General features: G+C 64.2%; 19 protein-coding genes, 2 pseudogenes and 1 other annotated feature. Of the genes and pseudogenes, 14 read left to right on the forward strand and 7 right to left on the reverse strand.

Going from position 1 to position 24,280, the window contains the following annotated elements:
* Positions 1-138: 138 nt before the first annotated feature.
* Positions 139-2,400 carry a hypothetical protein gene (locus OHB12_RS02545; RefSeq protein WP_327115758.1) on the reverse strand — a complete coding sequence of 754 codons (2,262 nt, stop codon included), beginning with the start codon at positions 2,398-2,400 and terminating at the stop codon, positions 139-141.
* A 114-nt stretch (positions 2,401-2,514) separates the two neighbouring features.
* On the reverse strand, positions 2,515-2,925 hold the full coding sequence (locus OHB12_RS02550; protein ID WP_327115760.1) for a peptidoglycan-binding domain-containing protein: 411 nt from the start codon (positions 2,923-2,925) through the stop codon (positions 2,515-2,517).
* Between the two features lie 660 nt (positions 2,926-3,585).
* On the opposite strand from OHB12_RS02550, the gene OHB12_RS02555 reads away from it, so the two are divergent.
* Positions 3,586-4,437: a hypothetical protein gene (locus OHB12_RS02555; protein ID WP_327115762.1), complete on the forward strand. Its 852-nt coding sequence runs from the start codon at positions 3,586-3,588 to the stop codon at positions 4,435-4,437.
* 201 nt (positions 4,438-4,638) lie between these two features.
* On the opposite strand, the gene OHB12_RS02560 is transcribed toward OHB12_RS02555, so the two are convergent.
* The 4 genes from OHB12_RS02560 to OHB12_RS02575 form a co-directional block, all read right to left on the reverse strand.
* A complete protein-coding gene (locus tag OHB12_RS02560; RefSeq protein ID WP_327115764.1) occupies positions 4,639-5,190 on the reverse strand; it encodes a hypothetical protein in 552 nt (183 codons plus the stop codon).
* Between the two features lie 125 nt (positions 5,191-5,315).
* Positions 5,316-6,617 carry a DUF4241 domain-containing protein gene (locus OHB12_RS02565; RefSeq protein ID WP_327115766.1) on the reverse strand — a complete coding sequence of 434 codons (1,302 nt, stop codon included), beginning with the start codon at positions 6,615-6,617 and terminating at the stop codon, positions 5,316-5,318.
* Positions 6,618-7,019: 402 nt separating this feature from the next.
* Positions 7,020-7,568, reverse strand: coding sequence for a cytochrome P450 (locus OHB12_RS02570; RefSeq protein WP_327115768.1), 549 nt, complete (start codon positions 7,566-7,568; stop codon positions 7,020-7,022).
* An 8-nt stretch (positions 7,569-7,576) separates the two neighbouring features.
* The gene (locus tag OHB12_RS02575; RefSeq protein WP_327115770.1) at positions 7,577-7,867 is read right to left on the reverse strand and encodes a hypothetical protein; all 291 of its coding nucleotides are present in this window, start codon (positions 7,865-7,867) and stop codon (positions 7,577-7,579) included.
* Positions 7,868-7,909: 42 nt separating this feature from the next.
* Between OHB12_RS02575 and OHB12_RS02580 the strand changes: the two genes are divergently transcribed.
* The 3 genes from OHB12_RS02580 to OHB12_RS02590 all read left to right on the forward strand — a co-directional run bounded on the left by OHB12_RS02580 (position 7,910) and on the right by OHB12_RS02590 (position 11,184).
* Entirely contained in the window at positions 7,910-8,227 is a 318-nt protein-coding gene (locus tag OHB12_RS02580) for a hypothetical protein (protein WP_327115772.1), read from the forward strand.
* A gap of 709 nt (positions 8,228-8,936) precedes the next feature.
* The gene (locus tag OHB12_RS02585; RefSeq protein WP_327115774.1) at positions 8,937-10,169 is read left to right on the forward strand and encodes an IS256 family transposase; all 1,233 of its coding nucleotides are present in this window, start codon (positions 8,937-8,939) and stop codon (positions 10,167-10,169) included.
* A 199-nt stretch (positions 10,170-10,368) separates the two neighbouring features.
* Positions 10,369-11,184 (forward strand): hypothetical protein, encoded by an 816-nt coding sequence (locus tag OHB12_RS02590; protein ID WP_327115775.1) that lies wholly within the window; start codon positions 10,369-10,371, stop codon positions 11,182-11,184.
* Between the two features lie 42 nt (positions 11,185-11,226).
* Here the strand turns inward: OHB12_RS02590 and OHB12_RS02595 are convergent, their stop codons facing one another.
* The gene (locus tag OHB12_RS02595) at positions 11,227-12,801 is read right to left on the reverse strand and encodes an outer membrane protein assembly factor BamB family protein (RefSeq protein ID WP_327115777.1); all 1,575 of its coding nucleotides are present in this window, start codon (positions 12,799-12,801) and stop codon (positions 11,227-11,229) included.
* 330 nt (positions 12,802-13,131) lie between these two features.
* On the opposite strand from OHB12_RS02595, the gene OHB12_RS02600 reads away from it, so the two are divergent.
* The 10 genes and pseudogenes from OHB12_RS02600 (at position 13,132) to OHB12_RS02645 (ending at position 24,278) form a co-directional block, all read left to right on the forward strand.
* The gene (locus OHB12_RS02600; protein WP_327115779.1) at positions 13,132-13,434 is read left to right on the forward strand and encodes a hypothetical protein; all 303 of its coding nucleotides are present in this window, start codon (positions 13,132-13,134) and stop codon (positions 13,432-13,434) included.
* Between the two features lie 578 nt (positions 13,435-14,012).
* On the forward strand, positions 14,013-15,305 hold the full coding sequence (locus OHB12_RS02605) for an IS110 family transposase (protein WP_327115781.1): 1,293 nt from the start codon (positions 14,013-14,015) through the stop codon (positions 15,303-15,305).
* 56 nt (positions 15,306-15,361) lie between these two features.
* Positions 15,362-16,080 (forward strand): annotated as a pseudogene (locus tag OHB12_RS02610) (IS3 family transposase); the annotation flags it as partial.
* Positions 15,592-15,720, forward strand: a sequence feature (AL1L pseudoknot). (Overlaps the previous pseudogene by 129 nt.)
* An 82-nt stretch (positions 16,081-16,162) precedes the next feature.
* On the forward strand, positions 16,163-17,227 hold the full coding sequence (locus tag OHB12_RS02615; RefSeq protein WP_327115784.1) for a tyrosine-type recombinase/integrase: 1,065 nt from the start codon (positions 16,163-16,165) through the stop codon (positions 17,225-17,227).
* On the forward strand, positions 17,224-19,536 hold the full coding sequence (locus OHB12_RS02620) for a tyrosine-type recombinase/integrase (protein WP_327115786.1): 2,313 nt from the start codon (positions 17,224-17,226) through the stop codon (positions 19,534-19,536). Before OHB12_RS02615 ends, OHB12_RS02620 begins: the two co-directional genes overlap by 4 nt.
* 43 nt (positions 19,537-19,579) lie before the next feature.
* A pseudogene (locus OHB12_RS02625) lies at positions 19,580-20,044 on the forward strand (DDE-type integrase/transposase/recombinase); the annotation flags it as partial.
* 223 nt (positions 20,045-20,267) lie between these two features.
* The gene (locus tag OHB12_RS02630) at positions 20,268-20,396 is read left to right on the forward strand and encodes a hypothetical protein (RefSeq protein WP_327115788.1); all 129 of its coding nucleotides are present in this window, start codon (positions 20,268-20,270) and stop codon (positions 20,394-20,396) included.
* A 113-nt stretch (positions 20,397-20,509) separates the two neighbouring features.
* Entirely contained in the window at positions 20,510-21,748 is a 1,239-nt protein-coding gene (locus OHB12_RS02635) for a YcaO-like family protein (RefSeq protein ID WP_327115790.1), read from the forward strand.
* Positions 21,749-21,825: 77 nt separating this feature from the next.
* The gene (locus tag OHB12_RS02640) at positions 21,826-23,007 is read left to right on the forward strand and encodes an MFS transporter (RefSeq protein ID WP_327115792.1); all 1,182 of its coding nucleotides are present in this window, start codon (positions 21,826-21,828) and stop codon (positions 23,005-23,007) included.
* Positions 23,008-23,015: 8 nt separating this feature from the next.
* Positions 23,016-24,278 (forward strand): MFS transporter, encoded by a 1,263-nt coding sequence (locus OHB12_RS02645; protein ID WP_327115794.1) that lies wholly within the window; start codon positions 23,016-23,018, stop codon positions 24,276-24,278.
* The last annotated feature ends 2 nt before the right edge of the window (positions 24,279-24,280 follow it).

Raw genomic sequence — 24,280 nt, forward strand, 5'->3', positions numbered from 1 at the left:
TGAGCATCGTCTTTCGGTTCAGCAGCACGACAACCACGGCGTCGGCGAACACGTAGTTCTCCCAAGCTGGCTTTCGGGCCAGGCGGGCCTATTGAGCTGGAAGTGGAACAGTGCCGGGATCAGGATGCTCCCAAGCCTTCATCGGCCGAGGATGCGACGAAGCGCTCCACGGTCGTAGTGCAGATAGATCTCGGCGAGAGTATCGACCGGTGCTCGGTAGCCGGGACCGCCGGACGCCGATACCAGGTAGCAGTCGATGCCTGCCTTCCGGGCGTACTGCCATTGCAACGGCCGGACCTGCCGGAAGACCTCACCGCAGTACCAGGCCGCGCCGTCGAGGAAGTCCGCATGGGCCTTGTCCTCGAGCAACTGCTCCGGCAACGGGGTCACCTCGAGAATGAGATCCTCCAGCGTGTCGAGTGATTCGGGCGAGAAGTCCCAGGTGTGACCCACGCCGTATCGGGCGATCCAATCGGGAAAGCCGCGTTCGCGATCGGACAGCCAGGAGGCAAGGTAGTCGGCATCGGACTGCTTGCGCCGGGACTTCTTGCGTTGTCGTCGGTCCATGGCCTTCTTCGCCCGGTCCGCTCGGGTGCCGTTCACCCAGCTGCCGTATTTGCTGTTCAGTCGGTCGCGGTCGTTCTGACCGAGCATCAGATCGAAGAAGACGGCGGGCTTCACGCGGGGACTGAGATAGACGATGCTCTGCAGGCTGTCATAAGAGTCGAGCATGGCGATCTCGAGACACTGGAGCGGGTCGTCCGGTTGAGGTTTCCTGAGGTATTGGATGTAGCGCCAGTGTGACGGTCTGGCGCGGCGCAGGACTTCACCGAAATACCAGAAGGCACCCGCGAGGAATGTGGCATTGTCCGGGCTGAACAGTTCCCCGCGTGTCGGGGTGACGTCGAAGATGACCGACGTCAGTGCCTCCAGCGATTCTCGGGAGAAGTCCCAGGTGCGGTCCGCGCCGTAACGCGCGACCCAGTCCGGGAACTCGTGCTCGCGCTCGGCACACCAGGTCTGCACGACCGCTGGTGCGGGGACCGGGCGGGGGGCCTGTGACCTCACCGGACGCCAGTCTCGGCTTCTCGTCCGCAGCTCGCCTGCGCGACGCTCCCACGCCGAATACACCCGGGTGAATGTCACCCCGTCCCGCATCCGGCGAGCCAGCAACACCAGGTCGATCGTCGCCACGCTGACCAGACCCGGACCGCCAACCATCTCAACCGTTGTGCCCGACCACTTGCCACCACCGACAAGGAGCAGGGTCTCGCCGAGATAGCCGGCGACCGCTGCATCCAGCTCTGGATCTGGACCGGCGTCGAGCAGCAACTCCTCGAACCGGCGTAGCGAATCAGCGGAGTGGTCCAGTGGGATGCCCACCTCGCGGAGCGACTCGAGGCGTGACGCGAAGAAGTGTCCCCACATTTGCGACGGCGTGAGCCAGTCCGTTCCGGTCCACACACATTCGGTGAGGGGAGGGATCGCCTCCGGCACTTTTCGAGGAGCCCAGGACTCGATCCGGCGCAGCAGGTTCAGGGGGTGACCGTCTTGCACAACGTCATGCAGCGCGACGGCCGGTGACCAGCTGAGGCTGCGGCCAGATTCCTTGGTCACGTCGAAGTCCTCGCGCGCCTCGCGACCGTGCCGAATGCCCCAGTGCGACGGTGCCGCGCGACGCAGGATCTCCCCCAGGTACCACGAGGCACCGTCGGCGAACGCCGCATTCGCCGGATCCTGGAACTGCTCCGGTGTGGGAGTGATCCGATACATCTGCTGCACAAGGGCATCGACGCTGTCGAGCGAGAAGTCCCACGTGTGGCCTGCGCCGAAGCGCGCGACCCAGTTCCCGAACTCGCGGTCGCATTCGACCAGCCAGGCCTCGAGGTATTTGCCTTCGAACCACTCCAGTCCTTCCGGCGCAACTCGGTCCCGGCCGGGAGTGGGTTCCCGGATCGGCTGCAATCCGGGATGTGCTGCCGCGTGGGCCTGTGCGGCTTCCGCCCAGACCGTGTATATCTCCTCGAAACTGTCGCCGCCGGACTTCTCGACGAGATCGACCGGCGCCACCGGCGGCAGACCGAGCGCGTCGTCGGCAAACACCAGCGGCTGCCCGAATGTGGGGCTGCCCGGTGTGTCGTCCCAGTCCCAGCGGCCGTTCGCGACCCCGATAAGGGTTTCGCCGAGATAGGCGGCCACGGCGCCGGTGAACGACGACCCCATCTCGTCGAGGCCCGAGGCCTGAATAGCCCCCTCCAGCGGAAACAACGACTCCATCGAATAATCCAGCACGATGTCGTCGGGCAGCAGGTCCTCCAACAGACCGGCGACCACGCTGATATGGTCGAACCATTCATCGAGGTGCGACGGCTCGTCGGCCATAGTCGGGTCGGCAGCCATCCTGGACTCCTCCATGCTCAGTTCCCACGATGCCACGGACGGATGCCGCCCTAAAGAACATTGCGGGGTACTTAAAACTCAAGGCGCGGGAGCGCACGGTAGGCGATTGCAGTATCAGCCGTGGCCGTACCGGTGGCAGCTGGCCTCGGTTCCTTCAAAGAACGCCCATTTCAGCTTACTGAAGGTTTCGGGCCCGAAGACGCCGTCAGCGCCGGCACCCGCCTCCCTCTGGGCATGGATCAAAGCGGATTTTGTGTTGGGACCGAAATCGCCGTCACGAGAAATATTCTGGCCATAGCACTTCCACAACGTGATCTGGCGGGCTTTGACGGCATCATTCGAGTTGCCCTGGCGCAGCGAGCAGTTGCTGGGTCCCGGAAACGTCCCGACCCGGTTTCTGCTGTCCTCGGACCGGTAGGAATAGTCGCAAGTCCCGGCCGCGTTCGCGGGTGCGGCAGTCACGACGCTCAGCCCGGTGCCGATCAGCAGAACGGCGGCGATGGAACCGACCGCCTTGGTGCCCATGTTTCCATTGTTTCCCAATCTCATTGCGCATTCGGATAATTGATGTAGTTGATAGCTCGAGCAGTATTGTGTTACGTCCTGGCTACCGTTTCAACGTAGAGCAGCGTTATCGCCGAATCGCGTTCGCCGACCACTTTTTACATCCGTTTGAGATTCCAGCGCCGTCGGCGCGCCGCCATCCGCCGACCCGTCGCGGGGGAGGGCGATCGGGATCATTTCCCAGGGAACGGAATTGACTGCGGTGAAGTACTGAATCGCCGCGATGCCACCGAGGTAGCCGACGAGCTATCGCACTACCGCCGCCGCGGCGACCAGCTTTTCGCCGGGGTCCAGGATCTTGTGGCCAGCGGCGGACAGTCGCCCATTTTTCGCGACAGTGCAATGGGCATCGTGGAAGGCGGCGGTCAGATGGCCGAGGGTAGGTGGCTCGGTTGTGCACAGCTCGCATTTCTTTATATCGTTGTCCGCCCTATTCACTATCGAGGACATGGGCCCAACCGTCGTGACGTTGGTTTCTTATCACAGTATCGGCATCGCCGATCCGAATAAAACTCATCGGGCACGGAACGGCCGACTTTTTACAATCCATTGATGTAGCGGATTATCTGGGCCACGCTGGCCACATTGATTCCATCAATGGTGGGTGCTTGAATTCTCGCTATGGATAGTGATCAGCTGGCGGCGACCGTGGACCACTCCATGCGAATAGATGCCGGTGACCTGACATGCGACGAGCCCGGGCATACTGGCGGGCACGCATGCCTGCCGGTCTCCAGCGGCGTGGACATGGACGGTCTGGTGAAGACGCTCACCAAGAGGTACGGGAGCCCGTTTGCCCCAACCGTCGAGTTACCGCCCTTCAGGGAGCAGGTCGGCTGGACGCACGTTTGGGTGTGGGGCAAGCGGGCGGTGGTGCTCGGGCGGGGCCCAGACGATGGACTGGTCATGGCGGTCACGGAGCGGAACATGCCGCGCCCGGACGAGCTGCCCACGGAGATGTCCTGGGTGGAACGGCTGGTCGCGATCACCGGAGGGGCAGCGCCGCCCGTGATCTCGCCCGACTGGCTGGCGGTCGAGTCTCGCGTGGGTACTTCTCTGCCGAGCGACTACAAGCAAATCGTCGACACGTTCGGCTGCGATGGCCTGTTCGACGTGTTCTTTGAGGTCTTCGCTCCGGAGGAACTGAACTGGCATGCCCGGTACTACGCCGGTAGTGCCCTGGCGCCGGGAGACGAACATCCACCCTTTCCGGCCCCGGGCGGGGTGATCCCCTGGTCGAGCAACGAACACCAAGAGACGTTCTTCTGGATCACCGAGGGACCCGATCCCGACCGGTGGCCCATCTACGCCGTCGACAGCCTCGGCAAGGGCAGCTGTTTCGGGTGCACGGCCTCGGAGTTCCTGTTCCGCCAGATGACCGACCCGCACCATCCCTTCTTCACTGCATCAGACAACATCCGCGGACACTGGTTCATGAAGTTCGTCCGACCAGAGCCCCGACAAGCGGTATGAGCTGAAGGTGCCAGGTGGAGTCTGGGTACGATCGCCGGCATGAGCTGGTCGATCTACGCGATACCCGCTGTCGCCGCCGCCGCTCACGATCTTCTGAACGACTTTGCGCGCGGCGACGAACCAATCCCGCACGTCGGTGATGGAGCGGACATCACCGAAGACCGGCATGCGCGCTCCGGCCCCGGACGCTCGGGACCGCTTTCACCTGGCAGGAGTGAAGGAATGCTGTTCGGGGTGCTGCAGGTAATCCAAGTACTTGCTGGGCTCCTGGCCGCGCAGCAGGCGCAGTAGGAAACTCGTCGCCGTGCCCGGGTGGAATTCCCAGTCTTCGCCGCGGGCGGATTCGAACGCGATCTGCCACGAGGCGGGGTCGGTATCGGGCCTGGCGACCCAGTGGAGGTAGAAGCCCAGGCCGGAGTAGGCCCACAGGACGGGGCGAACGCCGGGTTCGTCGAATATCGTGGGTTTGTTTCGGAGTTCCGGAGGATCGTGGGTTTCCTCTTCCCAGATGGTCTCCAGTCCGCGCATGCGCTCCTGGTGGATCAGCACCTGATCGTAGTTCTCATCAGTCGCGTACGGCTGCAAAAGGATCGTGTCATTGCCGATCAGGCCCGGACCCAACGCATTGACCAACGCCCGGAAATCGCCGGGGATGCTCACTCCCAGGGCCTGGCTGGCAGCTTCCCAGTCGGTCGGCGCACCGCGGTATGGCTGGATTCCCAGGATATCGCGGATATCGTCGAGGTCGCTCATTCATCTCCTTCTCCTACGAGCACGGTATAACCGATGTGTCGTATCGGCGGGTGCGTGATCACGTGTCGGTGCGGGGCGGGGCGATCCGCACCGAGGCGGCTTGCACGCAGCGCTCCTCCGGATCATCAATGGTCAGTTGCGATCACCGGGTGCGTAGTCCGCATGTCGGTCAGGAAGCAGACGGTCGCACCGTCGGTGGCGCGACCGATCCAGGTCGGATAGCGGCCATCGGGATAGTAGCAGTTGTAGGCGATCATATTGAAATTCGTGCCGGGTAGGCGGATACCGTCCCGATCGTCCAGACCGCGTTCTAGGGCGTCGCTCCACTGAGAGTGTGGATGCTCGTGTAGCTCACCGCGTTTCGCCATCCTTGCCCACTTCCGGAGAGCGTATGACTGCTCCCTGCCCCGGTCGGGGTTGATCTGATGGTCTGCTGTTCGTAAGGGTTCCGCATCGACAAAGCACCCCTGACTTCCGCTGAATCCGTAGAAATCACCGTCGCTCAGCGTCCGGGGATCTTCGCCGGCGCGCAGTGCCATCTCCCAGGACACCACCGGGGCCTCGGACACCCGTAGCAGAAATCCTGCCCGCGGCCACCAGTCGCTTTCGCTATCCGGATCGGTCAGGAGGACATCGTGGACCTCGTACCGGCCGGGTTCGATTGTGTCGGTGAATGGTTCGCTGTAATCCAACCATCTGAGTTCGCACGTAATCACCTGCCCAGTAGGCATGTCGACCATGCCCCGCAACCGGTGGGCCACGACCCTGGGCTGGGCCCCCTCCATCAGAACGGTCGCGCCCTCCAGCATCAAATCGTCGAGATAGAGATTTCGGTACGGCGTCGGCGGGCGCCACGGGCTGCCCGCCGACACAGCTTCATACTCTCCGGTGTGCTCGGCAGCAGTGCCCACCGGGCCAGCCTCCTCGTCGGGCAACGCCCACCTCCAGTCCCCGAACGCGGGAACCTCCCGCCAGATATCGGTGTCATCCTCCTGGCCGGCAGTCCGGCTACTCCCTCCTAGACGTCCACGCGGCCTCTTCGACGTCGACATCCAACCATTCGCCTTTCGGGACACCTCCTGCTCCCAGACATCATCATCCCCATCCCGCTGACCCTCCGCGTAACGCCAGACCCGTTCGCGGACAGGGAAAAGCTGCTCAGCGCGAAGCCGGCGGTAATCGACATGGGAATCCCGCCGCAGTGCCTCATCGAGCGTCCATACCCCCAGATAATGGGCGGACCAGGCGATATCGATCACGACACGAGGCACACCACCACGCAACAGTGTTACCGAATACTGTTCGCCGGCTTTATTTCTCGCGCATGCGGTATCGGAATCCAACAGACCGACGAACCTTTGCAGATCTCGATTCCATCCCTGGCAGTACACGTAGTTCCAGGCTACATCGGCACTCAGTTCCGCCATCGCCACATCGTGCCCGCCACCACAGTAGTCTCGCCTGATCGACTCCCAGCCCTGAGAAGCGCTCTCTCCAGCAGGACCGGCTTTGCCGCGCTCTACAACTCGAAGGGGCCCCGCTGATGCCGAGCCAGCCGCTGCGCCTGATCTGGGGGACTCGATCCGGATACCGACGACATCCCTATGTCTGCTCGGCTTCGATCTTCGAAACACGAAGGCCGACTTTGCCCTCGGTGGCGTGAAGTGGAGCCCTACGACGGTGGGTGAGTGCGGGCATGCGGGGAGATGGGGCCACGGTGACACCGCGCATGTAGGGCCGCACCCGGAATCCGGCTACCGGCTCAAGGCGCCAGTGCAGCCATAGCTGGGCCAACATGACGGCGATCTGATAGTGCGCGAATGCCGCGCCTACGCAGCGCCGTGGGCCCCACCGAACGGCAGGAAGGCGAAAGGAGAGGTGCGGCCGGTGAGGAAGCGCTCGGGAACGAAGTCATCGGGGTATTCCCAGTTTCGCTCGCTCCGGTGTGCCAGATAGATGCTTGCCGCGACCAGGGTGCCGGCCGGTAGGTCGTATCCAGCGATCTGCGCGGGCCGGATCAAGCGCCGGGGCACCGCCACCGCGATGGGGATGATCCGCAGGATCTCGTTCACGACCGCCTGCAGGTACTCGAGATCACGGACACGTTCGGGTGCGACCATGCCGTCGGGAAACGCGGCTTCCAGTTCTCGGTGTAGCCGTTGACCTACCGCCGGTGTCTCCATCAGGTGATGCAATCCCCAGGCCAGTGTGGTTGCCGTGGTCTCGTGCCCGGCGACCAGCAATGTCAGGATTTCGTCGTGGAGTGCCTGATCGCTCAGCCCGGCTCCGGTCTCGTCACGGGCTGACATCAGCATGGCCAGTATGTCCTCGCCGGGCGTCTCGGAGTTGCCCCGACGTACCGCGATCTCCTCGTACACCGCCCGTCCTATCTCGGTGCGATGCCTGGCGAGCCGACGCTGCGGGAGAACACGATTCGCGACGCAGTCAGCGGTCCGGAGTCATCGGCGGCGCTACGGCGGTCGAAGTAGCGGCGGATTCGTTGTGGTGCAAGGACACTGGATGCGAGGAAGCGCGCAGGGGTCCACGCTGCCTCGACGAAATGCTTGAGCCCCGCCGCGACCTCGTCGTACACCTGTTCCGGCGAGACGGCGCGCTCCTGCGCCAGATAGGCGAAGTAGAATTTGACGCTGTCGGCCCAGATGTATCCCGGTGCCACCGAATTCACCCGGATGCCGCGCGGCAGGCCCGGTTCCCCAAAATGCTCGATCCGAAGAACTACCAGCGGAAGCCGCAGCCGTTCGTCCGTATGAGGTACGAGAACCCCAGAACCGGCCTGCGGGCGAGCAAGTCGGGTAGCCGCATGCTCGCAGACGCGGCGCGACTGGAACGCGAGATCAGGGTCGTCGACCAGATCGGCAGCGGTTGGGTCGAGGCTGAGATCTTCCGGGGGCAGGTCCGCCGAATCGAATGGGCCGAGGGCGCGGCCCAACTGGTCGATCCCGCATCCGATCAGCGGACAAGGTTCCGCGTCGAGGTCACGGTCGACTTCGTGCGGCGTTTCCTCAACGAGGGATAGGACTCACCATGGAGGCGGCGAGCTCTCGCGCAAGCGGCGGTACTGCCGCGCATCTGCGCCAGGTCCGGTGCGGCGGCCAGGAGTGGCTGCAGTTCGGACATATTGCGTACCAGCATCATTCGAATGCGGTGGTGGTCGATCCGCCACGTCGCCTGCCAACCGTCGACCTCCGTGCGACGCTCGTCCATCCCAGGCATTACCCGCGCCGAGGTTCGTGCCGACACCGGGGCCCGGGAATGCCAGCTCCGACAGCCGGTTCAACACCTCGCGCAGGGTTTTCAGTGTCGGCCCGCCGTCGGTGGGTGGCGGTGTCCAACGGCGGGAATCCGATCCCCCGCGCGCAAGGTCAATGGACTGTAAGAAATACTCGGCCGGCTTGTCTCGGTACAGGCCAGGGACCATAATCTGGCGACCGATGCATTCCCGAGCCGGGGCCGGGTCCGCCCAGCTCGTGGCGCCGTCAGGAGGTTTCATGTCTCAGCCCGGAGTGCCGGAACACACCCCGGCGCCGGGGGAGCAACCCGCCGCCACGCAGGAAGGGATGCCGCCCTCGTTGCGGAAGGGAGGCGGGGCACCGGGTTGAGTCCAGCAGGATGGTGTACGGCCGGACGCCAGCAAAGTCTGGGCGTGTCGTAGCCGAGTGAAGGGTGGTCACCGCGTGATCCTTCAACAGACCTACCAAGTCACTGAAGGAAGAAAGTTTCACGCGATGACCTCTGTCCAGCCTATCGACCCGTCCAAGATGCTGTCGGACCAACTCGCCGTCGCGAGCCCGGATCTGCTGCGCGACATGATGTCCACGTTCATCCAGGCACTGATGAGCGCTGAAGCCGACACGATGTGCGGCGCCGGCTACGGCGAACGCTCCGACGATCGGGTCAATTCACGAAACGGGTACCGCCACCGCGACTTCGACACTCGTGTCGGCACGATCGACATCGCGATCCCGAAGCTGCGCTCGGGCTCCTATTTCCCGGACTGGCTGCTCGAGCGCCGCAAACGCGCCGAACGCGCCCTCACCTCGGTGGTGGCGACCTGCTACCTGCTCGGCGTGTCCACCCGACGCATGGAGAAACTCGTCGAATCACTCGGTGTGACAAAGCTTTCCAAGTCCCAGGTGTCGATTATGGCCGCCGAGCTCGACGCCCAGGTCGAAGCGTTCCGTACCCGCCCACTCGACCAAGGCCCGTACACGTTCGTCGCCGCGGACGCGCTGGTGCTCAAGGTCCGCGAGAGCGGCCGCGTGGTCAACGTGCACGCCCTGGTCGCGACCGGTGTCAACGCCGACGGCTACCGGGAGATCCTCGGCATCCAGGTCACCAGCGGCGAGGACGGTGCGGGCTGGCTGGCGTTCTTCCGCGACCTGGTCGCCCGCGGCCTGTCCGGAGTCAGCCTGGTCACTTCCGACGCCCACGCCGGGTTGGTCGCCGCGATCGGCGCGACATTGCCCGGAGCTGCCTGGCAGCGGTGTCGTACGCATTACACGGTGAACCTGATGTCGGTCACCCCGAAATCGTCGTGGCCGTGGGTGCGGACCCTGCTGCACTCGGTATTCGACGAGGCAGACACCGAATCGGTTGCCGCACAATATGATCGCATGCTCGATGCACTGACCGAGAAGCTGCCGAAGGTGGCCGCCCACCTCGACGCCGCCCGCGCTGACCTGCTGTCGTTCACCGCGTTCCCCAAACAGATCTGGCGCCAGATCTGGAGCAATAACCCCCAGGAACGGTTGAACAAGGAAATCCGCAGGCGCACAGACGTCGTCGGCATCTTCCCCGACCGTCAAGCCATCATCCGCCTCGTCGGCGCCGTCTTGGCCGAGCAACATGACGAATGGATCGAGGGCCGCCGCTACCTCGGACTCGACGTCCTCGCCCGCTCCCGCGGCCTCGCCGACCCCACCGAACAGGAGGACCCCACCCCAGCGCTGACCGCCTGACCGAACAGGGTCACGCGGCAATCACCCCGATACACCACCCGTTTGGACTTGACCGGGGCAACCGCCGCATGGGCAACAGACGCCCGCGCCTCCCGAAGGGCAGCCCAGGCTGCCTCCCGACGGTGGTCAGTCGTATCCCCCTCAGGGGCAACCATTCCCGGAAGGTGGTCAGCAGTTCCCGCCGGGACAGCAGATCCCAGTGGGCGGCCAACTGTTCCCGGAGGGCCAGGTCTCGGCGGGTGGACAGCCGTACCCAGTAGACCCGGCACAGTTCCCGGCCCAGGGGCAGCCGTTCCCGCAGGGTAGTCAATCATTCCCCGGAGCTCCGGCGCAGTTCCCGCCGCAGGGCGGCCAGCCGCATCCGCAGTACGGTCAGCCGTGGCCGCCGCAACAGCAGCCACGCAAGGGGCGCGGCGGCCTGATCGCACTCGTGCTGGTGTTCGTGCTGGTGGTGCTGGCCGGCGCTGCCGCGGGTGCCTATTTCCTGTTCTTCCAGGAGGATTCGAACAAGAAGCCCGCGGTAGACGCATCGCTGGATCTCGCCGACGCGCCGATGGGGTGCGGCATATTCACCGAGGCCGAACTGGCTCCGTTCATTCCGGGCACGTTCACCACCGAGCCGACCGACATCATCGGTGGTGACCGGGCTTACGAGAAATCGGCGCAGTGCAGCTTCTCCAACCAGAAAACCCACCGTGCCCAAGGGCAGCCGGCTGTTTGGGTCATCGTGACCACCAAGCTGCTCAGGGCGAATCAGAACCAATCCGGTGTGCAGAAAGCCAAGAGCGAGCTGGGACGCAAGCCGGGTAACGCGGTCGGAGTCCCCGGCACCGATGACGATCGATTCCGTGAAGTCAAGAGCAGCAATAACAACATCAGCCAGGGTGAAATATGGTTCATCTATCACAACGTGCTCATCGGTATCACGTATCACTATGAGCGTTTGGGGCAGAACAAGTTCACCCAACCACTGATGCAGATGTCGACGAAGGCGCTTGAGAAGGTGACCGGCTGATCCTGCACGGTGGCGCCGCCGGCCCTTATCGCCATCGACCGATCAAGAGGAGGCGCACTGTCGTCGGACAGTGCAGTCCAGGATTCGGCCATCGAGAGTGCCGATCAGTAGGCGGCCCGCGTCTGCCACCAATGACATTGCTACTAAGGGTATTTCGCGGATCGTCAGATGTTGACGCCAATGCACTTCGCCTGTGACGGCATCCAGTGCTATCAGTTCGCCGGAGTACAGCGCGACGAATACCGTCACGTCGTCGCCGTCCAGTGCGGTAATGGAATCCTCGGCGGTGAAGACCCACTGCGGTGCCCCATCGGGTAAGCGACGCCGGACCACGAATCGGTTACCTGGCAACGGTGCCCGACTGCTCGAGATGCTGCCCGCGTAAATGAGACCGTCGCGCACCTGGATCGCGGGACCACCACAGAAGCGGCCATCGGGCTGCGCATCCCACGCCAACGGAAACAACGGCGTCACGGTGCCGGATCTCGCGTCTACCGCGACTATTCGGGCGGTAAAGCTCCAGTATTCGTCACTGATGTCGTCGACGAAGTAGAGCGTGGGTGCGTGACGGACCTGGAATGAGTAGTTGAGGGCATCGAGCCGCCCGAGCGTCACCGCGAGCCCGGATTGATTGTCCGGCCCTACCAGTACCACCGCCGTGGAGCCCGCGGCATACTTCAAATTGCGCAGCGCCAGCCAGCCTTCCGCATCCATCGCGGCGACCACTGGGAACTCCAGGTCCAGCGTTTCGAGCCCGTGCCCATCAGCCAGCGACACCCTGGCCACCGATGAGATCGGATCGATCAAACCCGAACTGGTCCAGACCTGATCGGAGGCCACATTGGTCCATGCCGATTGCTGATCAGCACAGACGTGGATCTGCCGGCCAACAGACTGCGTGGGAACTGCCCACTCGCGCTTCCCCGAGGGCAGCCATGACTCCAGCCGCACACCGCCCAATGCTGCCAGTACACGCCCGTCGCGCAGTCGAGCCATGTCCCACACCTGCCGGCGTGAGGTCCGGTCCAAGTTTGTTCGCCGACCCATGTCCTCGCAGTCGACCTCGGGGCCAGACAGCTCGGCGCGACCAATCGAGCGCTCCGGGACAGTGGACCAGTCGTATCGCTCGACACCGACAGTGAACCCGCGGGTCCAGGGCTGCTCGATATCGCGGTCCGTGAACGGGGCGAGGATCATCCGCAGCGTCTGCTCGCCGTCCCACCACAGCCGCCGGACCTCGCGTTCATCTTCGAGGGCACGGGTCAGCTGCCCCGAGTCCACATCGAGCAGCAGTAGCTCACCCCTGTAGTAGTGGCCGCCGTCGTAGTGTCCAACGCCGATCGCGACGAGAGCCAATGTCGGATGGATGTCGATCGAGTGGACCGGATATCCCGTCGGCACCAGATGCCGACAGCGCCCATCCGGCCCGTAAACCCCGACTCGGCAACCAGCCCACGGGACCGCCGCTTGGTTGCCGACGTCCCATCGAAGCGGGCCGACATCGCCGGCCGCCACGGTAATTTCGTCCCGCGTGACCACCGGCCCCAGCATCCCCAGCTCGGCGAATTTTCCGTCACCCAGGATCCTGTCCACTGTCACCATCGCTGAACTGGTCATGTACAGCGAGCCTAGCCTGATGTCCGGTCGCGCACGGAGGACGAACTCGTCGTGAAGTTCATCGCCCGCATCGATCCGCATTCGAAGACGCCCTCTTCGCTGGTAGTCCCGACAGCTGTGAACGTCGCTTCGGCACGTGCACCGATCAGGTAGAAGTCGCTCGACCGGTGCGTGGCTGGGTGGCATCACCGTGCGGCGGATCAGGGATCATGCGGGACTGCGGGCCTGCCGACGGAAGATCGCCGTCCGCTTCGTGAACGATGCGCCGCACTGGACGACTTCCCAGGAAAACCGACGTTCCGCTCACGCCCGATGACGTCGAGCGGCTGGGTGGCATCCTGGTCATCGACCGGTGCGGACGGTCGGCAGCGCTACGTCACCTCCACCTACGATCTGTTCCCGATCTACCACCGGGGCAGCACGCGCGTCACCGACCGCGACGAATTCGAACCCGCCAGAGAGTATTTCGGTACTCGCCTGCAGAGTGGCACGGTCGTGGCGCAGGATCCGGAGTCCACTGCGACGAAAAGCGCGCTGGCGAACGAGCAGATGGAAGACCGAACACTTGTATTGCTGCTCAATCCTTTCGAGCTGCCACGACTGAGCTACATTCCTGGAGCCCGGCCGCGATGACACCCGGTCCGGCACGCTGCCCGACGGCGGTGGGACCGCTGCTGCGAACTCCGGGCCACGAGGCCGAGCAGTCTGGGGCGACCGGGAACGGAGCGGAACGCGGTGGGACCGACGAATCCTGAGCCTCTCGGCCGTGGCAACTGCCCGGCCTACGCTGAGCCGGTAGCTGTGGTTAGCCTGTACCGTTCCTCCCACGCGCGACACGGCCATTTCGTGGATGCGGATGGGGTTGCGGCGTATTGAATCCCCCCGGCTTGTCTGGAGACTTCGTTCCTTGGGAACGACTCAGGCCGCTTCGCGGCCTCCATGGAATAGGAAATCGTGTGCTGATCTGGCCTTCCAGCGGTGTTGCGAACGGCAGACTGGGTGGGTGCGTGTCGCGGTCGACCCCGGTTTTCCTTTGGTGCTGTGAGCCTGTTTGGGAACGTGGTGGTGGAGGTAGGGCGGTTTCTCGTCCTGTTGCGGGAACCGTGGATTGTTGCCTCGAGCACGTGTAGGGAAGTCCTGTACTTTACTCGCCTCCCCGTGACACGCACGCCGACAACGGATTTCAGGCGCAGGCGGGAAGGGTGGTCAGGATGGAAGTGGTGCATTCACGGTGTGCGGGCATCGACATCTCGAAGAAGGACGCGAAAGTCTGTGTCCGGAAGAAGGACGCGAAAGTCTGTGTCCGGAAGAAGGACGCGAAAGTCTGTGTCCGGGTTCAGGGTTCGGGGAGTCGGGCGACGAAGTCGACGGTGGCGACATGGGGCGCGATGAGCAACGAGATCCTGGCGTTGCGTGAGCATCTGATCGCGGAGAAGGTCACGTGCGTGGTGATGGAGTCGACCGGCGACTACTGGAAGCCGTTCTACTACCTGCTCGAAGACGTGTTGAACGTGATGCTGGTCAACCCGCGTGATGCGCGTAATCGTCCGGGCCGCAAGACCGATGTCAGCGATGCCGCGTGGATCGCCGATCTCGGTGCGCACGGATTGCTGCGCGCTTCGCTGGTCCCTCCGCCGCGGATTCGACGGTTGCGTGATCTGACCAGGGCACGCACCGACCTGACTCGCGATCGCACTCGCCAGGTCAACCGGCTGGAAAAGATCCTCGAGGATGCCGGGATCAAGCTGTCGTCGGTCGCCACCGACATCATGGGGGTCTCGGGCCGGGCGATGCTCGAAGCGTTGATCGAGGGCAAGGCGGACCCGGTGGCTATGGCCGATCTAGCCAAACGCCGAATGCGGGCGAAGATTCCGGTGTTGATCGAGGCGCTGACCGGGCGGTTCACGCCCCATCACGGTCACCTCGTCCGGATGTATCTGGACCTCATCGACTACTACACCGCTGCGCTTGACGATCTGGACGCCAGAATCACCGCAGCGCTGCCATCGTCTTTGAGGACCGCTCGGGATCTGTTGTGCAGTATCCCGGGCTGGTCGACAACGGTGGCCGAGATCTTCCTCGCCGAGACCGGCGGCGACATGGACGTATTCCCCACCTCTGGGCATCTTGCCTCCTGGGCTGGGGCCTGCCCCGGTGCCAACGAATCCGCGGGCCGGGTCAAATCCACAAAGACCCGCGATGGCAACCGCAATCTCAAAGGCGCTCTCGGCGTCGCCGCCCTCGCCGCTGCCCGCACCAAGGACACCTACTTCGCCGCCAAGTATCGGCGCATCTGCGCAAGACGCGGACCGATGAAAGCCCTCGTCGCCGTCGAACGAGCGATGCTCGTGTCGGCGCACAGCATGCTCACCACCGGCGCCTTCTATCGAGACCTTGGTGCGAACTACTTCACCATCCGCCGGCCCGGCGCGGCCAAGGCCAACGCGATCCGTCAGTTGGAAGCCCTCGGATACGCCGTCACCCTCGAATTGTCGATTCCATAACCCCCGCACCGGATATCAATCGCCGTCTGCCGGAGCTGCGTGAACGGGCCGTGCGCATGGTCGCCGAAGTCCGGTCGCAGCACCCCTCGGAGTGGGCGGCGATCGCCTCGGTCGCGAGCGAGCTCGGTATCGGGTCGGCCGAGACCCTGCGGAACTGGATCCGCAAGGACCAGGTCGACGCGGGACAGCGACCGGGTGTGACCACCGATATGGCAGCAGAGATGCGCCGATTGCGGGCCGAGAATCGAGAACTGAAGCGCGCCAACGAAATTCTGCAATCCGCATCGACTTTCTTCGCGGCGCAGCTCGACCGCCGAAACAAGTGATCGTCGACTACATCGACACCCACAAACAGGAGTTCGGCGTCGAGCCGATCTGCAGAGTGCTCACCGAGCACGGCTGCCCGATCGCGCCGTCCAGCTACTACGACACCCGCGACCGCCCGGAATCGAAACGCGCGATCCGCGACGAGCGCCTCGCCGCCGAGATCACCCGTGTCCACGCCGAGAACTACTCGGTGTACGGGGCCCGCAAAGTGTGGCTGCAATTACGACGAGAGGACATCGGGGTGGCACGCTGCACCGTCGAACGACTGATGAAGAAGCTGGGCCTACAAGGCGCCCGTCGAGGAAAGGTCAAACGCACTACTACCGCCGACCCGCAAGGTCGGCGTGCCGAGGATCTGGTGCAACGAAAATTCAACCCGACGGCCCCGAATATGTTGTGGGTAGCCGATTTCACATACGTCTCGACATGGGCGGGATGGGTGTATGTATAAGTTACGTGGAATCTCACCGGTAGCCACCCGATCCCCTGCGGCCGTGACCACGAATTAGGGAGGTGGATCGAGCAACTGGATGAGGGTGGTCGACCGGTGGCCGGTGTTGCGGCGGCACGAACGCGCGGCCGAGTGGCTACAAGTGTGGGCTGATCTGGGCCGTGCGCCGCGCACCATCGATGCGTATGCGCGGGGCCTGGCGGAGTTTCTGCAGGTGTGCGAGCGGGATGGGATCGATCCGGTGACCGCGACGCGGGCTGACGTGGCGGTGTTCGTGCGGGAGTTGACAGCGCGTCCGAGCCGGCGCGGCGCGAATGTGGTAGCGCTGGATTCGGGGGCGGGTTTGGCCAACGCGACGCTGCAGCAGCGTCTGGTTCCGGTGCGGCTGTTTTTCGATTTCCTTGTCGAGGAAGGGGTTCGGGAGTCGAATCCCGTTGGGCGGGGCAGGTATACGCCTTCCGGGCGGTTCGGCGGTCGTGGGCGTGCGCTGGTGCCGCGGATGGTGAAGCTGCCGTGGATTCCCAGCGAGGCGGAATGGCTGCGTCTGCTGGAGACCTTCGCCGAGGAGCCGATCCGGAACCGGGTGATGCTCGCGCTGGCTTACGACGCCGCGCTGCGCCGGGAAGAGCTGTGTTCGCTGCGCAGCGATGATCTCGATCCCGCGCACCGCATGTTGCGGGTGCGGGCGGAGAAGACCAAGACCCGCCGGGAGCGTGTGGTTCCCTATTCGGCGTCCACCGGGGTGCTGTTGGCGCAGTATCTGCAGCATCGGGCGACGATGAGCCGAGCTCGGGGTGGGTTATTTCTGTCCGAATCGCGCCGCAATCACTCTGAGCCGCTGACGTTGTGGACATGGTCGAAAGTGGTGCGGCGCATCGCATTAGCTGCCGGAGTGCCGAACTTCTCGACCCATACCACCCGGCACCTGTGCCTGACCGACCTGGCGAGAATGGGCTGGGAGCTGCATACGATCGCCACATTCGCCGGGCATCGCAGCACCGACTCGACTCTGGCCTACATCCACCTGTCAGGCCGGGACCTGTCGGAGAAACTGAATTCCTCCATGGCACAGATCCACGCCTGGCGCCTCGAAATGCTCACCGGCGCTGGGCGCACCGGAGGCGGACAGGACATGCCGGTATGAACGCAGCCCCTCATCGGGCGCGGGTCGGCACCGACGCCGATCGGTGGCCGTCCGGCTCGAAGCGGTGGGATCGCCGGATCTCGTTGAGCGACACCGAGATCGCTGCGCTGGCCGCGCTCGGGCCGCAGCAGCTGCGGCGCAACAAGGCCGTGGGCATTCCGCGGCGGACCGCGGTGCACTGGCGGGCACTGACGCGGCTGGTTGAGTCGCTGGACGCGACCGTGGCCGAGTTGCATCATGACGGCGACGTCCGGTTCCGTCGTGCCGGCAGGCAGGCGGTAGCGATCGTGCTGGCGCGCTGCGCCGAAACCGGCCGAAGTTGGTGGGGCTGGACTCCGTGGGAGTGGGCTGCGCTCTGCGGCGGCAGCGCACGCGAGTTCGCCACCGCGCAGCCGTTGCCGACCGAGTCGACAGTGCGGCCCTTCCTGGTGGCCTTGGCTTATCTGCTCGGCGGGTTCACCGGCTTCCATCGTCTGGGCATGTTCAACCGACTTCACTTGGCCTGTTTGATATTCGGCAAGCCCGCAGTCGCCGAGGCGATGGGTGACGCCGAGCAGGTGCTCGATCGGTGGGGATATCGCATCAGCGGCGGCGCCCGAACCCGGATGCACGGCGTGTTCAGCCAGGCCTTGCTGCTCAACCACAGTCCTGGGCTCGCCGACCTGTCCACGTCGGCGTTCGACGCGCTGCGAGCCCATCCGGCGACCGACGGCCACCAGGGTTCGATGCTCTATGCGCTGCAACGGGCCGTCGCCGAGTTGGGGCACTGCGACCCGCCAGTTCGCACCGGCTACAACCACTCTCCTGGCATCGTTGGCACCGTCCCGGGATGGGCCGACTGGATCGAGCGCTGGCACGCCACCTCGACGCTGACACCCCACGTCCGCAGAATCATCCGCTCCATCATGGCCAAGGCCGGTCGCTGGCTGGCCGTCGAGCACCCCGAGATCACCGAACCCGGGCAGTGGACACGAGCGATCTGCGCGCAGTGGGTCGCCGCGGTCGACCGGATGACCGTCGGCGATTGGGTCCAACGCCGTGACATGCTCGGCAGTCGCACCGGTGAACCTGTCTCCCCTCGCACCAAGGCCCACAATCTGATGGCCACCCGCACCTTTTTCCGCGACTGCCAGGAATGGGAGTGGATCCCACGCCGGTTCGACCCGAACCGGGCGCTGACGCTCCTGCGCAGCGTCGCCGCGCTGATCGGCACCAATCCCCGCGTCATCGCCGACGACGTGTGGGCCAAACTGCTGTGGGCCGGGCTCAACCTGGAACCTGCCGACCTGCCCGGCAACTCCGCCGACACCTTCTACCCGATGGAGCTGATCCGCGCGGTCACCGTGACCTGGCTGTTCTCCGGGCTGCGCAGCGATGAGATCACTCGGCTGCGCGTCGGCTGCATCCGCTGGCAGCACGACGGCGCTCCCATCCCCGGCGACTCCCGCGACATCCTCGCCGAAGATGCGATCTGCTTGCTCGACGTTCCCGTCCACAAGACCGGCACCGCGTTCACCAAACCCGTCGACCCGCTCGTCGGCCAAGCCATCCAGGCTTGGCAGACACTGCGGCCCGACCAGCCGAAACGGTTGGACCGCAAGACCAGCGAGCGCGTCGACATGTTGTTCGCGGTCCGCGCGCAGCCCGTCGCCAAGGCCTATATCAACCACACCATCATCCCCGCGCTCTGCGGCAAGGCCGGCGTCCCCACCACCGATGTCCGCGGCACTATCACCAGCCACCGCGCCCGATCCACCATCGCGAGCCAGCTCTACAACGCCAAGGAACCGATGACCTTGTTCGAGCTGCAGGCATGGCTCGGGCACCGCACCCCGAACACCACCCAGCACTACGCCAAGATCACCCCGAACACCTTGTCCAAGGCCTACTCCGAGGCCGGATACTTCGCCCGCAACGTCCGCACCATCGAAGTCCTCGTCGACCGCGACGCCGTCACCAGCGGAGCCGCCGCGAACGGGCAACCATGGCAGTACTACGACCTCGGTCACGGATGGTGCACCTACAGCTTCTTCGAGCAATGTCCACACCGAATGGCTTGCGCCCGTTGCGATTTCTACACACCGAAGGCATCCAGCAAGGCCCAGATTCTGGAAGCCAAGGACAACCTGCAACGGATGCTTTCATCCATTCCGCTCACCGACGACGAACGCGCCGCGGTCGACGACGGACAATCCGCCCTCGACCGGCTCCTCGAGCGACTGGCCGACGTCACCACGCCGACAGGCCAAACGCCACGCGAAATAGGAATCCCACCCACGGCAACGCTCCTCCCGATCACACCCCTCTAACCAGGACAATTGGGCACATACAGGACAAATCAGATTCCACAGAATCGCGTTCGTGATCGACGCCTACACGCGCCGGATCGTGGGCTGGCGCACCTCGACCACAATGACCACATCCCTGGTCCTGGACGCGATCGAACACGCCATCTGGACCCGCGCCCGTGACGGGATCACCGACCTGTCCGGATTGATACACCACCACGACCGCGGCGCCCAATACACATCGATCGCCTTCACCGACCGACTGATCGAAGCCAGTATCGACCCCTCGATCGGCTCGACCGGCGACAGCTACGACAACGCGCTTGCCGAGTCGATCAACGGGCTCTACAAAACCGAACTGATCAAACCCCGAAAACCTTGGCGCACAGTAGAACACGTCGAGATCGCCACCCTGGAGTGGGTCGACTGGTACAACCACCGCCGACTCTACGAGTACTGCGGCGACATACCACCAGCCGAACTCGAAGCCCTCTACTACAGTCAACAAGAGACCTCAGCAAACCGCTGAACTCTCAAACCAGAAAGTCTCCGGACTCACCGGGGGGATTCATATTTTCTGACTCGGGACGATTGGGAAGTACCGTGAATCCACCCTCTCAAATCTTCGTAAAATCGGCTGTTCCGTGCCGCTCGGCACTTGACGGTTGAAGAATAAAATCACAATCTATTTACGGTCACTTTCGTGATCAGTAGCAGGTGATTCTGGTCGGTACAAGCATAAGGAGTGGAACATGGCATCCGGTCCCGAGAACCACGGCCCCAAGGACCAAGAAGGTCTGCCGCTGGAAGAGTTTCAAATTTCGGCAGACGAGGCGGCAAGCCTTGACCGCGCTTTCGGTTTCGTGACAGCCGATCGCTGACGTTCATCGCATGGTGCTCGGGCGGTGTAAACCGCCCGAGCACCATCCGGTGGCCGATTCTAGTCGGGATCGACGGAGGGAGTGGGCCGTTGCGGGTATTGAACACTCGCCATATGGCGCCGGAAAGCGCAGTCGGTGTACTGCGCGAGGAGTTGGATCGCGAAGCTCTTTCGGTACAGCTGATCACCCGGTCCGAAACGCGGACAAGTGTCGTTCGATGCCTGCTCCGCACCCGGGACAGCAGCGTGGTGGCCGATGCTTCGGGGCGCGGAGCCGGACCGCAGGCCCACGCCAGTGCACTATTCGAGGCCTGGGAGAACTTCTGCCACAAGTCCGGATTCGACGCGTTACGGGGTAATGCCGATAGGATGCGGTTGATTCCGGCGAAGCGAATAGCGGATCAGCCCGCACTGCATGGAGATGCCCTCATTCCTCGGCTTGCCGCCGAATTCCCGGATGCGCGGATCGCTTGTTTGCGGTTCGATCCGATTCATACGGGCAGCGATGCACTGTGGTATCCGGCATTCGCGCGATTCCCCTGGTTTTTGCAGTATCCCGTACCCGGCGAAGACGTCGGTTATCACTCGTATTTGCGCTATGCGACGAATTTCGGTACGGCTGCGGGTGTGTCGGAGCCGGAGGCGCTGCTGCACGCGCTGCTGGAGGTCATCGAAGGCGACGCCTTTTCCCTGTCCCTCCTGGACTGGTGTACCTCCGCGGATTCGGTTGCCCGGACCGTCGACCCGGTCGACCTTCCGCACGACCTTCGGCAGATGTGCGAACAGATCGAGCACGCCATGGGATCCTCCCCACTGATCTGTGAGATCACGACAGATATCGGGGTGCCGTCCTACTGCGCACTGCCGTCGCGTTCCACCTATGTGGTGTCCGGCGGTGCGGGCGCATCCACGACACCCGGTTACGCGGTCGAACGTGCCCTTGGCGAACTTCTCCAGACTCATGTGACTCATTCCGAGCAGCCCGAACGCCTGGCTCAGCTGCACCGCAAACTTGCCCGTCTCGAATCCTGGCCTGTGCTCGAGCGCTGCATGACGCTCGATGGCACCCATCTTTCGGGGAAGAGCCAACCGGTACCGCATCGGCCGTCGGGATGGTGGGATCCGCCACCAGTGTCGGTGGAGTCCCAGCTCGAGACCGTGGCTCACGCTCTGGGAAAGGCTGGCCTGTCAGGCTATTACCTGCGGTGGAACTCCGTGGAATCGGCAGTCCCGGTCGTCACCGTACTCGTTCCGGGCTTGGAGACCTTCTTTCTCAGCCGTACCGGTGTTCCGGTGTTGCCGACCGGCAGGGGAATCCACACATTGCCCGCACTCGCTGGCGACGGCCGGTAGCTCGCTGCCGATTCTTCGCGCCGAACGGCGCGGATCCGGCGCAGGACGGCTGATGGGTGTGGAAAGGTCGGTGGCATATGTGGTCGCACGGGTCCGGGAGGCGCCTCGGAGCACTATGGCGTCAGCGCGACTTCCGGCTGTTCTGGTTCGGCGAATCGGTCAACCAGATCGGAAACTCACTGGCTGTTGTGGTCATGTCACTGCTGGCGGTGACGGTGTTGGACGCGACGCCCTTCCAGGTCGGCCTGCTTGCGGTACTCAGATACCTGCTGACCATCGAGCATGTTCTCGCGGTCGCATTCCTCTCGGGAACGGCCGCCGTGTTCTTCGATACCGCCTATCAGGTCATGGTCCCGGCGGTGGTGGACGCCGCCGACCTGATGGAAGGAAATGCGAAGCTCCGTGGCAGCGAGAGTGTTGCTCACCTGGCCGGCATCGGCCTGGGCGGCCTACTCGCCCAGGCCATCGGCGCGGCAACGGCATTGCTGGCCAATGCGGCGAGCTTTCTGGTATCGGTCGCCTGCCTGGTGCGCGTTCGCGACGTACGTGGTCGGCGATCGGACAGCCGGGTACGTCCTTCGCCGAGTGAGCCCCGGCAGCCGCTGCGGCGGAGCATTGCCGAGGGTATCGGGTTCGTCGCAAAGGATCCGTATCTCCGACCCATCACCAGTTGGACCACAGTGTCGAATTTCGGGCTGGCCGGATACGACGCGCTGATCATGCTGTTCCTCGTCCGCGAGGTGGGTGTGGGGCCCGGTCTGGCCGGACTCCTGCTCACCACCGGGGGAGTCGGCGCCATTCTCGGTGCACTGCTGGCCAGGCGTATTGCCGCCGGTTTCGGAACGGCCCGTAGCCTTCTCCTTTGCGGCTTGGTCCTGAGCCCTCCCGTTCTGCTGGTGCCGCTCACGTCACCCGGGGTCGGAGTGGTGTTCTATGTCATCGGCATGCTGGTATGCATTACCGCCGTCGCGATGAGCAACGTCGTCGTCGCCAGCTTCCGGCAGTCGTATGCCCCGGCTGGAATGCTCGGCAGGGTAACCGCGACGACCCGGGTCCTGCTGACCGGGACAGCCCCGGCCGGCGCGCTGGCCGGGGCGATGCTCGGTACTTGGCTGGGTACGAGAGCCGCGCTGTGGATCATGCTCGGCCTGGTAGCGTCCGCCGGGAGCATCCTGTTGACCGGCGCCTTCGTCGGACAGCGCGACCTACCGCAGGCAGTCGTGCCGGCACCGGCCGTGCCGGGGGCGGCAGGCCTGTGATCCAGCAGATGAGTACCGCTACCGTCCCCTCGCCGTCCGGTGTGCTGCGCCGGCATCCCGATTTCCTGAAACTGTGGGGTGCCCAGACGATCAGCGTAGTCGGCACCCGAATCACCGAACTGGCGCTTCCTTTGACCGCCATCGGGCTGCTCGGGACATCGGCGTTCCAGGTGGGTCTGCTCGCTGCCGCACACTATGCCCCGTACCTGATCATCGGCCTGCCGGCGGGTGTATGGGTGGACCGGCTCCGGCGTAGGCGGGTGATGATCGTTGCCGATATGGTGCGCTTCGGTGTCCTCCTGACGGTGCCGATCGCCGCGGCGACCGGTGTGCTGCACGTGTGGCTGCTGTTTCCCGCCGCCATTGTCGTCGGGATGATGAGCGTATTCTTCGACCTGGCCTCGCAGGCATATCTTCCGACGCTGGTCGGCGCCCGGCGCCTGATCGAGGGAAATACGAAACTGCAGTTGTCACGCACGGCGGGTGATCTGACTGGACCCGGTATCGGCGGCATACTCGTACAGTGGATCACCGCACCGTTCGCGATAGTGGCCGATGCGGTGAGCTACGTATTCTCGGCACTGGCACTGCTACTGATCCGCCACCCGGATCCGCTACCGCCGCGGAACACCGATTCCGGGATGATCGCCGAGATCGTGACCGGATTGCGGGCTGTCTTCGCCGATCCGCTGTTGCGGCCGCTGCTGTTGGCGACCGGTGTAGGGAATTCGTTCGGGTTCTTTGGCATGTGCCAGGCGGTGCTGGTGCTGCACTGCATTCGTGAGCTGCATGTGTCGCCGGTGGCTCTGGGCATCGTGCTCGGTGCCGGCAACGCGGGGATGCTCGCCGGCTCGCTGCTCAACCGCCGGGTGACGAACCGCGCCGGGATCGGGCGGGTCATAGTGGGTGGAGTACTCCTGGCCGGTGCCGCTCTGTCGATTCTGGCGGTGGCACCTGCCGGGCCGATGGCTCCACCGGTGCTTGCCACCGGTCTCGCGCTGGTGGGAGCGGGTGTAGCCGTGGCCAATATCAATCAGGTCAGCCTCCGTCAGTCGGTGACCGAACCCCAGGTGCTCGGCCGGATGACGGCGACCTTTCGTGTCGTGAATTATGGTGCCATCGCACTCGGCGCCGCTCTCGGTGGGGTACTGGCCGGGCCTATCGGACTGCGCGGTGTGCTGTGGCTGGCGGCGGCGGGAGGAACCCTGGCCGTGGTGCCCGTCCTGCTGTCACCGATTCGCGCACTGCACACCATTCCCGCCGCGGCCTGACA

The sequence above is a fragment of the Nocardia sp. NBC_01730 genome, from assembly GCF_035920445.1.
GTDB lineage: Bacteria > Actinomycetota > Actinomycetes > Mycobacteriales > Mycobacteriaceae > Nocardia.

Coding starts and splice junctions, on each gene's coding strand:
- OHB12_RS02580 (WP_327115772.1), top strand. CDS start 7,910: ATGCTCGATCCGAAGAACTACCAGCGGAAGCCGCAGCCGTTCGTCCGT.
- OHB12_RS02640 (WP_327115792.1), top strand. CDS start 21,826: ATGTGGTCGCACGGGTCCGGGAGGCGCCTCGGAGCACTATGGCGTCAG.
- OHB12_RS02555 (WP_327115762.1), top strand. CDS start 3,586: ATGGATAGTGATCAGCTGGCGGCGACCGTGGACCACTCCATGCGAATA.
- OHB12_RS02565 (WP_327115766.1), bottom strand. CDS start 6,617: ATGGCGGAACTGAGTGCCGATGTAGCCTGGAACTACGTGTACTGCCAG.
- OHB12_RS02545 (WP_327115758.1), bottom strand. CDS start 2,400: ATGGCTGCCGACCCGACTATGGCCGACGAGCCGTCGCACCTCGATGAA.
- OHB12_RS02560 (WP_327115764.1), bottom strand. CDS start 5,190: ATGAGCGACCTCGACGATATCCGCGATATCCTGGGAATCCAGCCATAC.
- OHB12_RS02620 (WP_327115786.1), top strand. CDS start 17,224: ATGAACGCAGCCCCTCATCGGGCGCGGGTCGGCACCGACGCCGATCGG.
- OHB12_RS02595 (WP_327115777.1), bottom strand. CDS start 12,801: ATGACCAGTTCAGCGATGGTGACAGTGGACAGGATCCTGGGTGACGGA.
- OHB12_RS02605 (WP_327115781.1), top strand. CDS start 14,013: ATGGAAGTGGTGCATTCACGGTGTGCGGGCATCGACATCTCGAAGAAG.
- OHB12_RS02550 (WP_327115760.1), bottom strand. CDS start 2,925: ATGGGCACCAAGGCGGTCGGTTCCATCGCCGCCGTTCTGCTGATCGGC.
- OHB12_RS02615 (WP_327115784.1), top strand. CDS start 16,163: ATGAGGGTGGTCGACCGGTGGCCGGTGTTGCGGCGGCACGAACGCGCG.
- OHB12_RS02645 (WP_327115794.1), top strand. CDS start 23,016: ATGAGTACCGCTACCGTCCCCTCGCCGTCCGGTGTGCTGCGCCGGCAT.
- OHB12_RS02635 (WP_327115790.1), top strand. CDS start 20,510: ATGGCGCCGGAAAGCGCAGTCGGTGTACTGCGCGAGGAGTTGGATCGC.
- OHB12_RS02630 (WP_327115788.1), top strand. CDS start 20,268: ATGGCATCCGGTCCCGAGAACCACGGCCCCAAGGACCAAGAAGGTCTG.
- OHB12_RS02585 (WP_327115774.1), top strand. CDS start 8,937: ATGACCTCTGTCCAGCCTATCGACCCGTCCAAGATGCTGTCGGACCAA.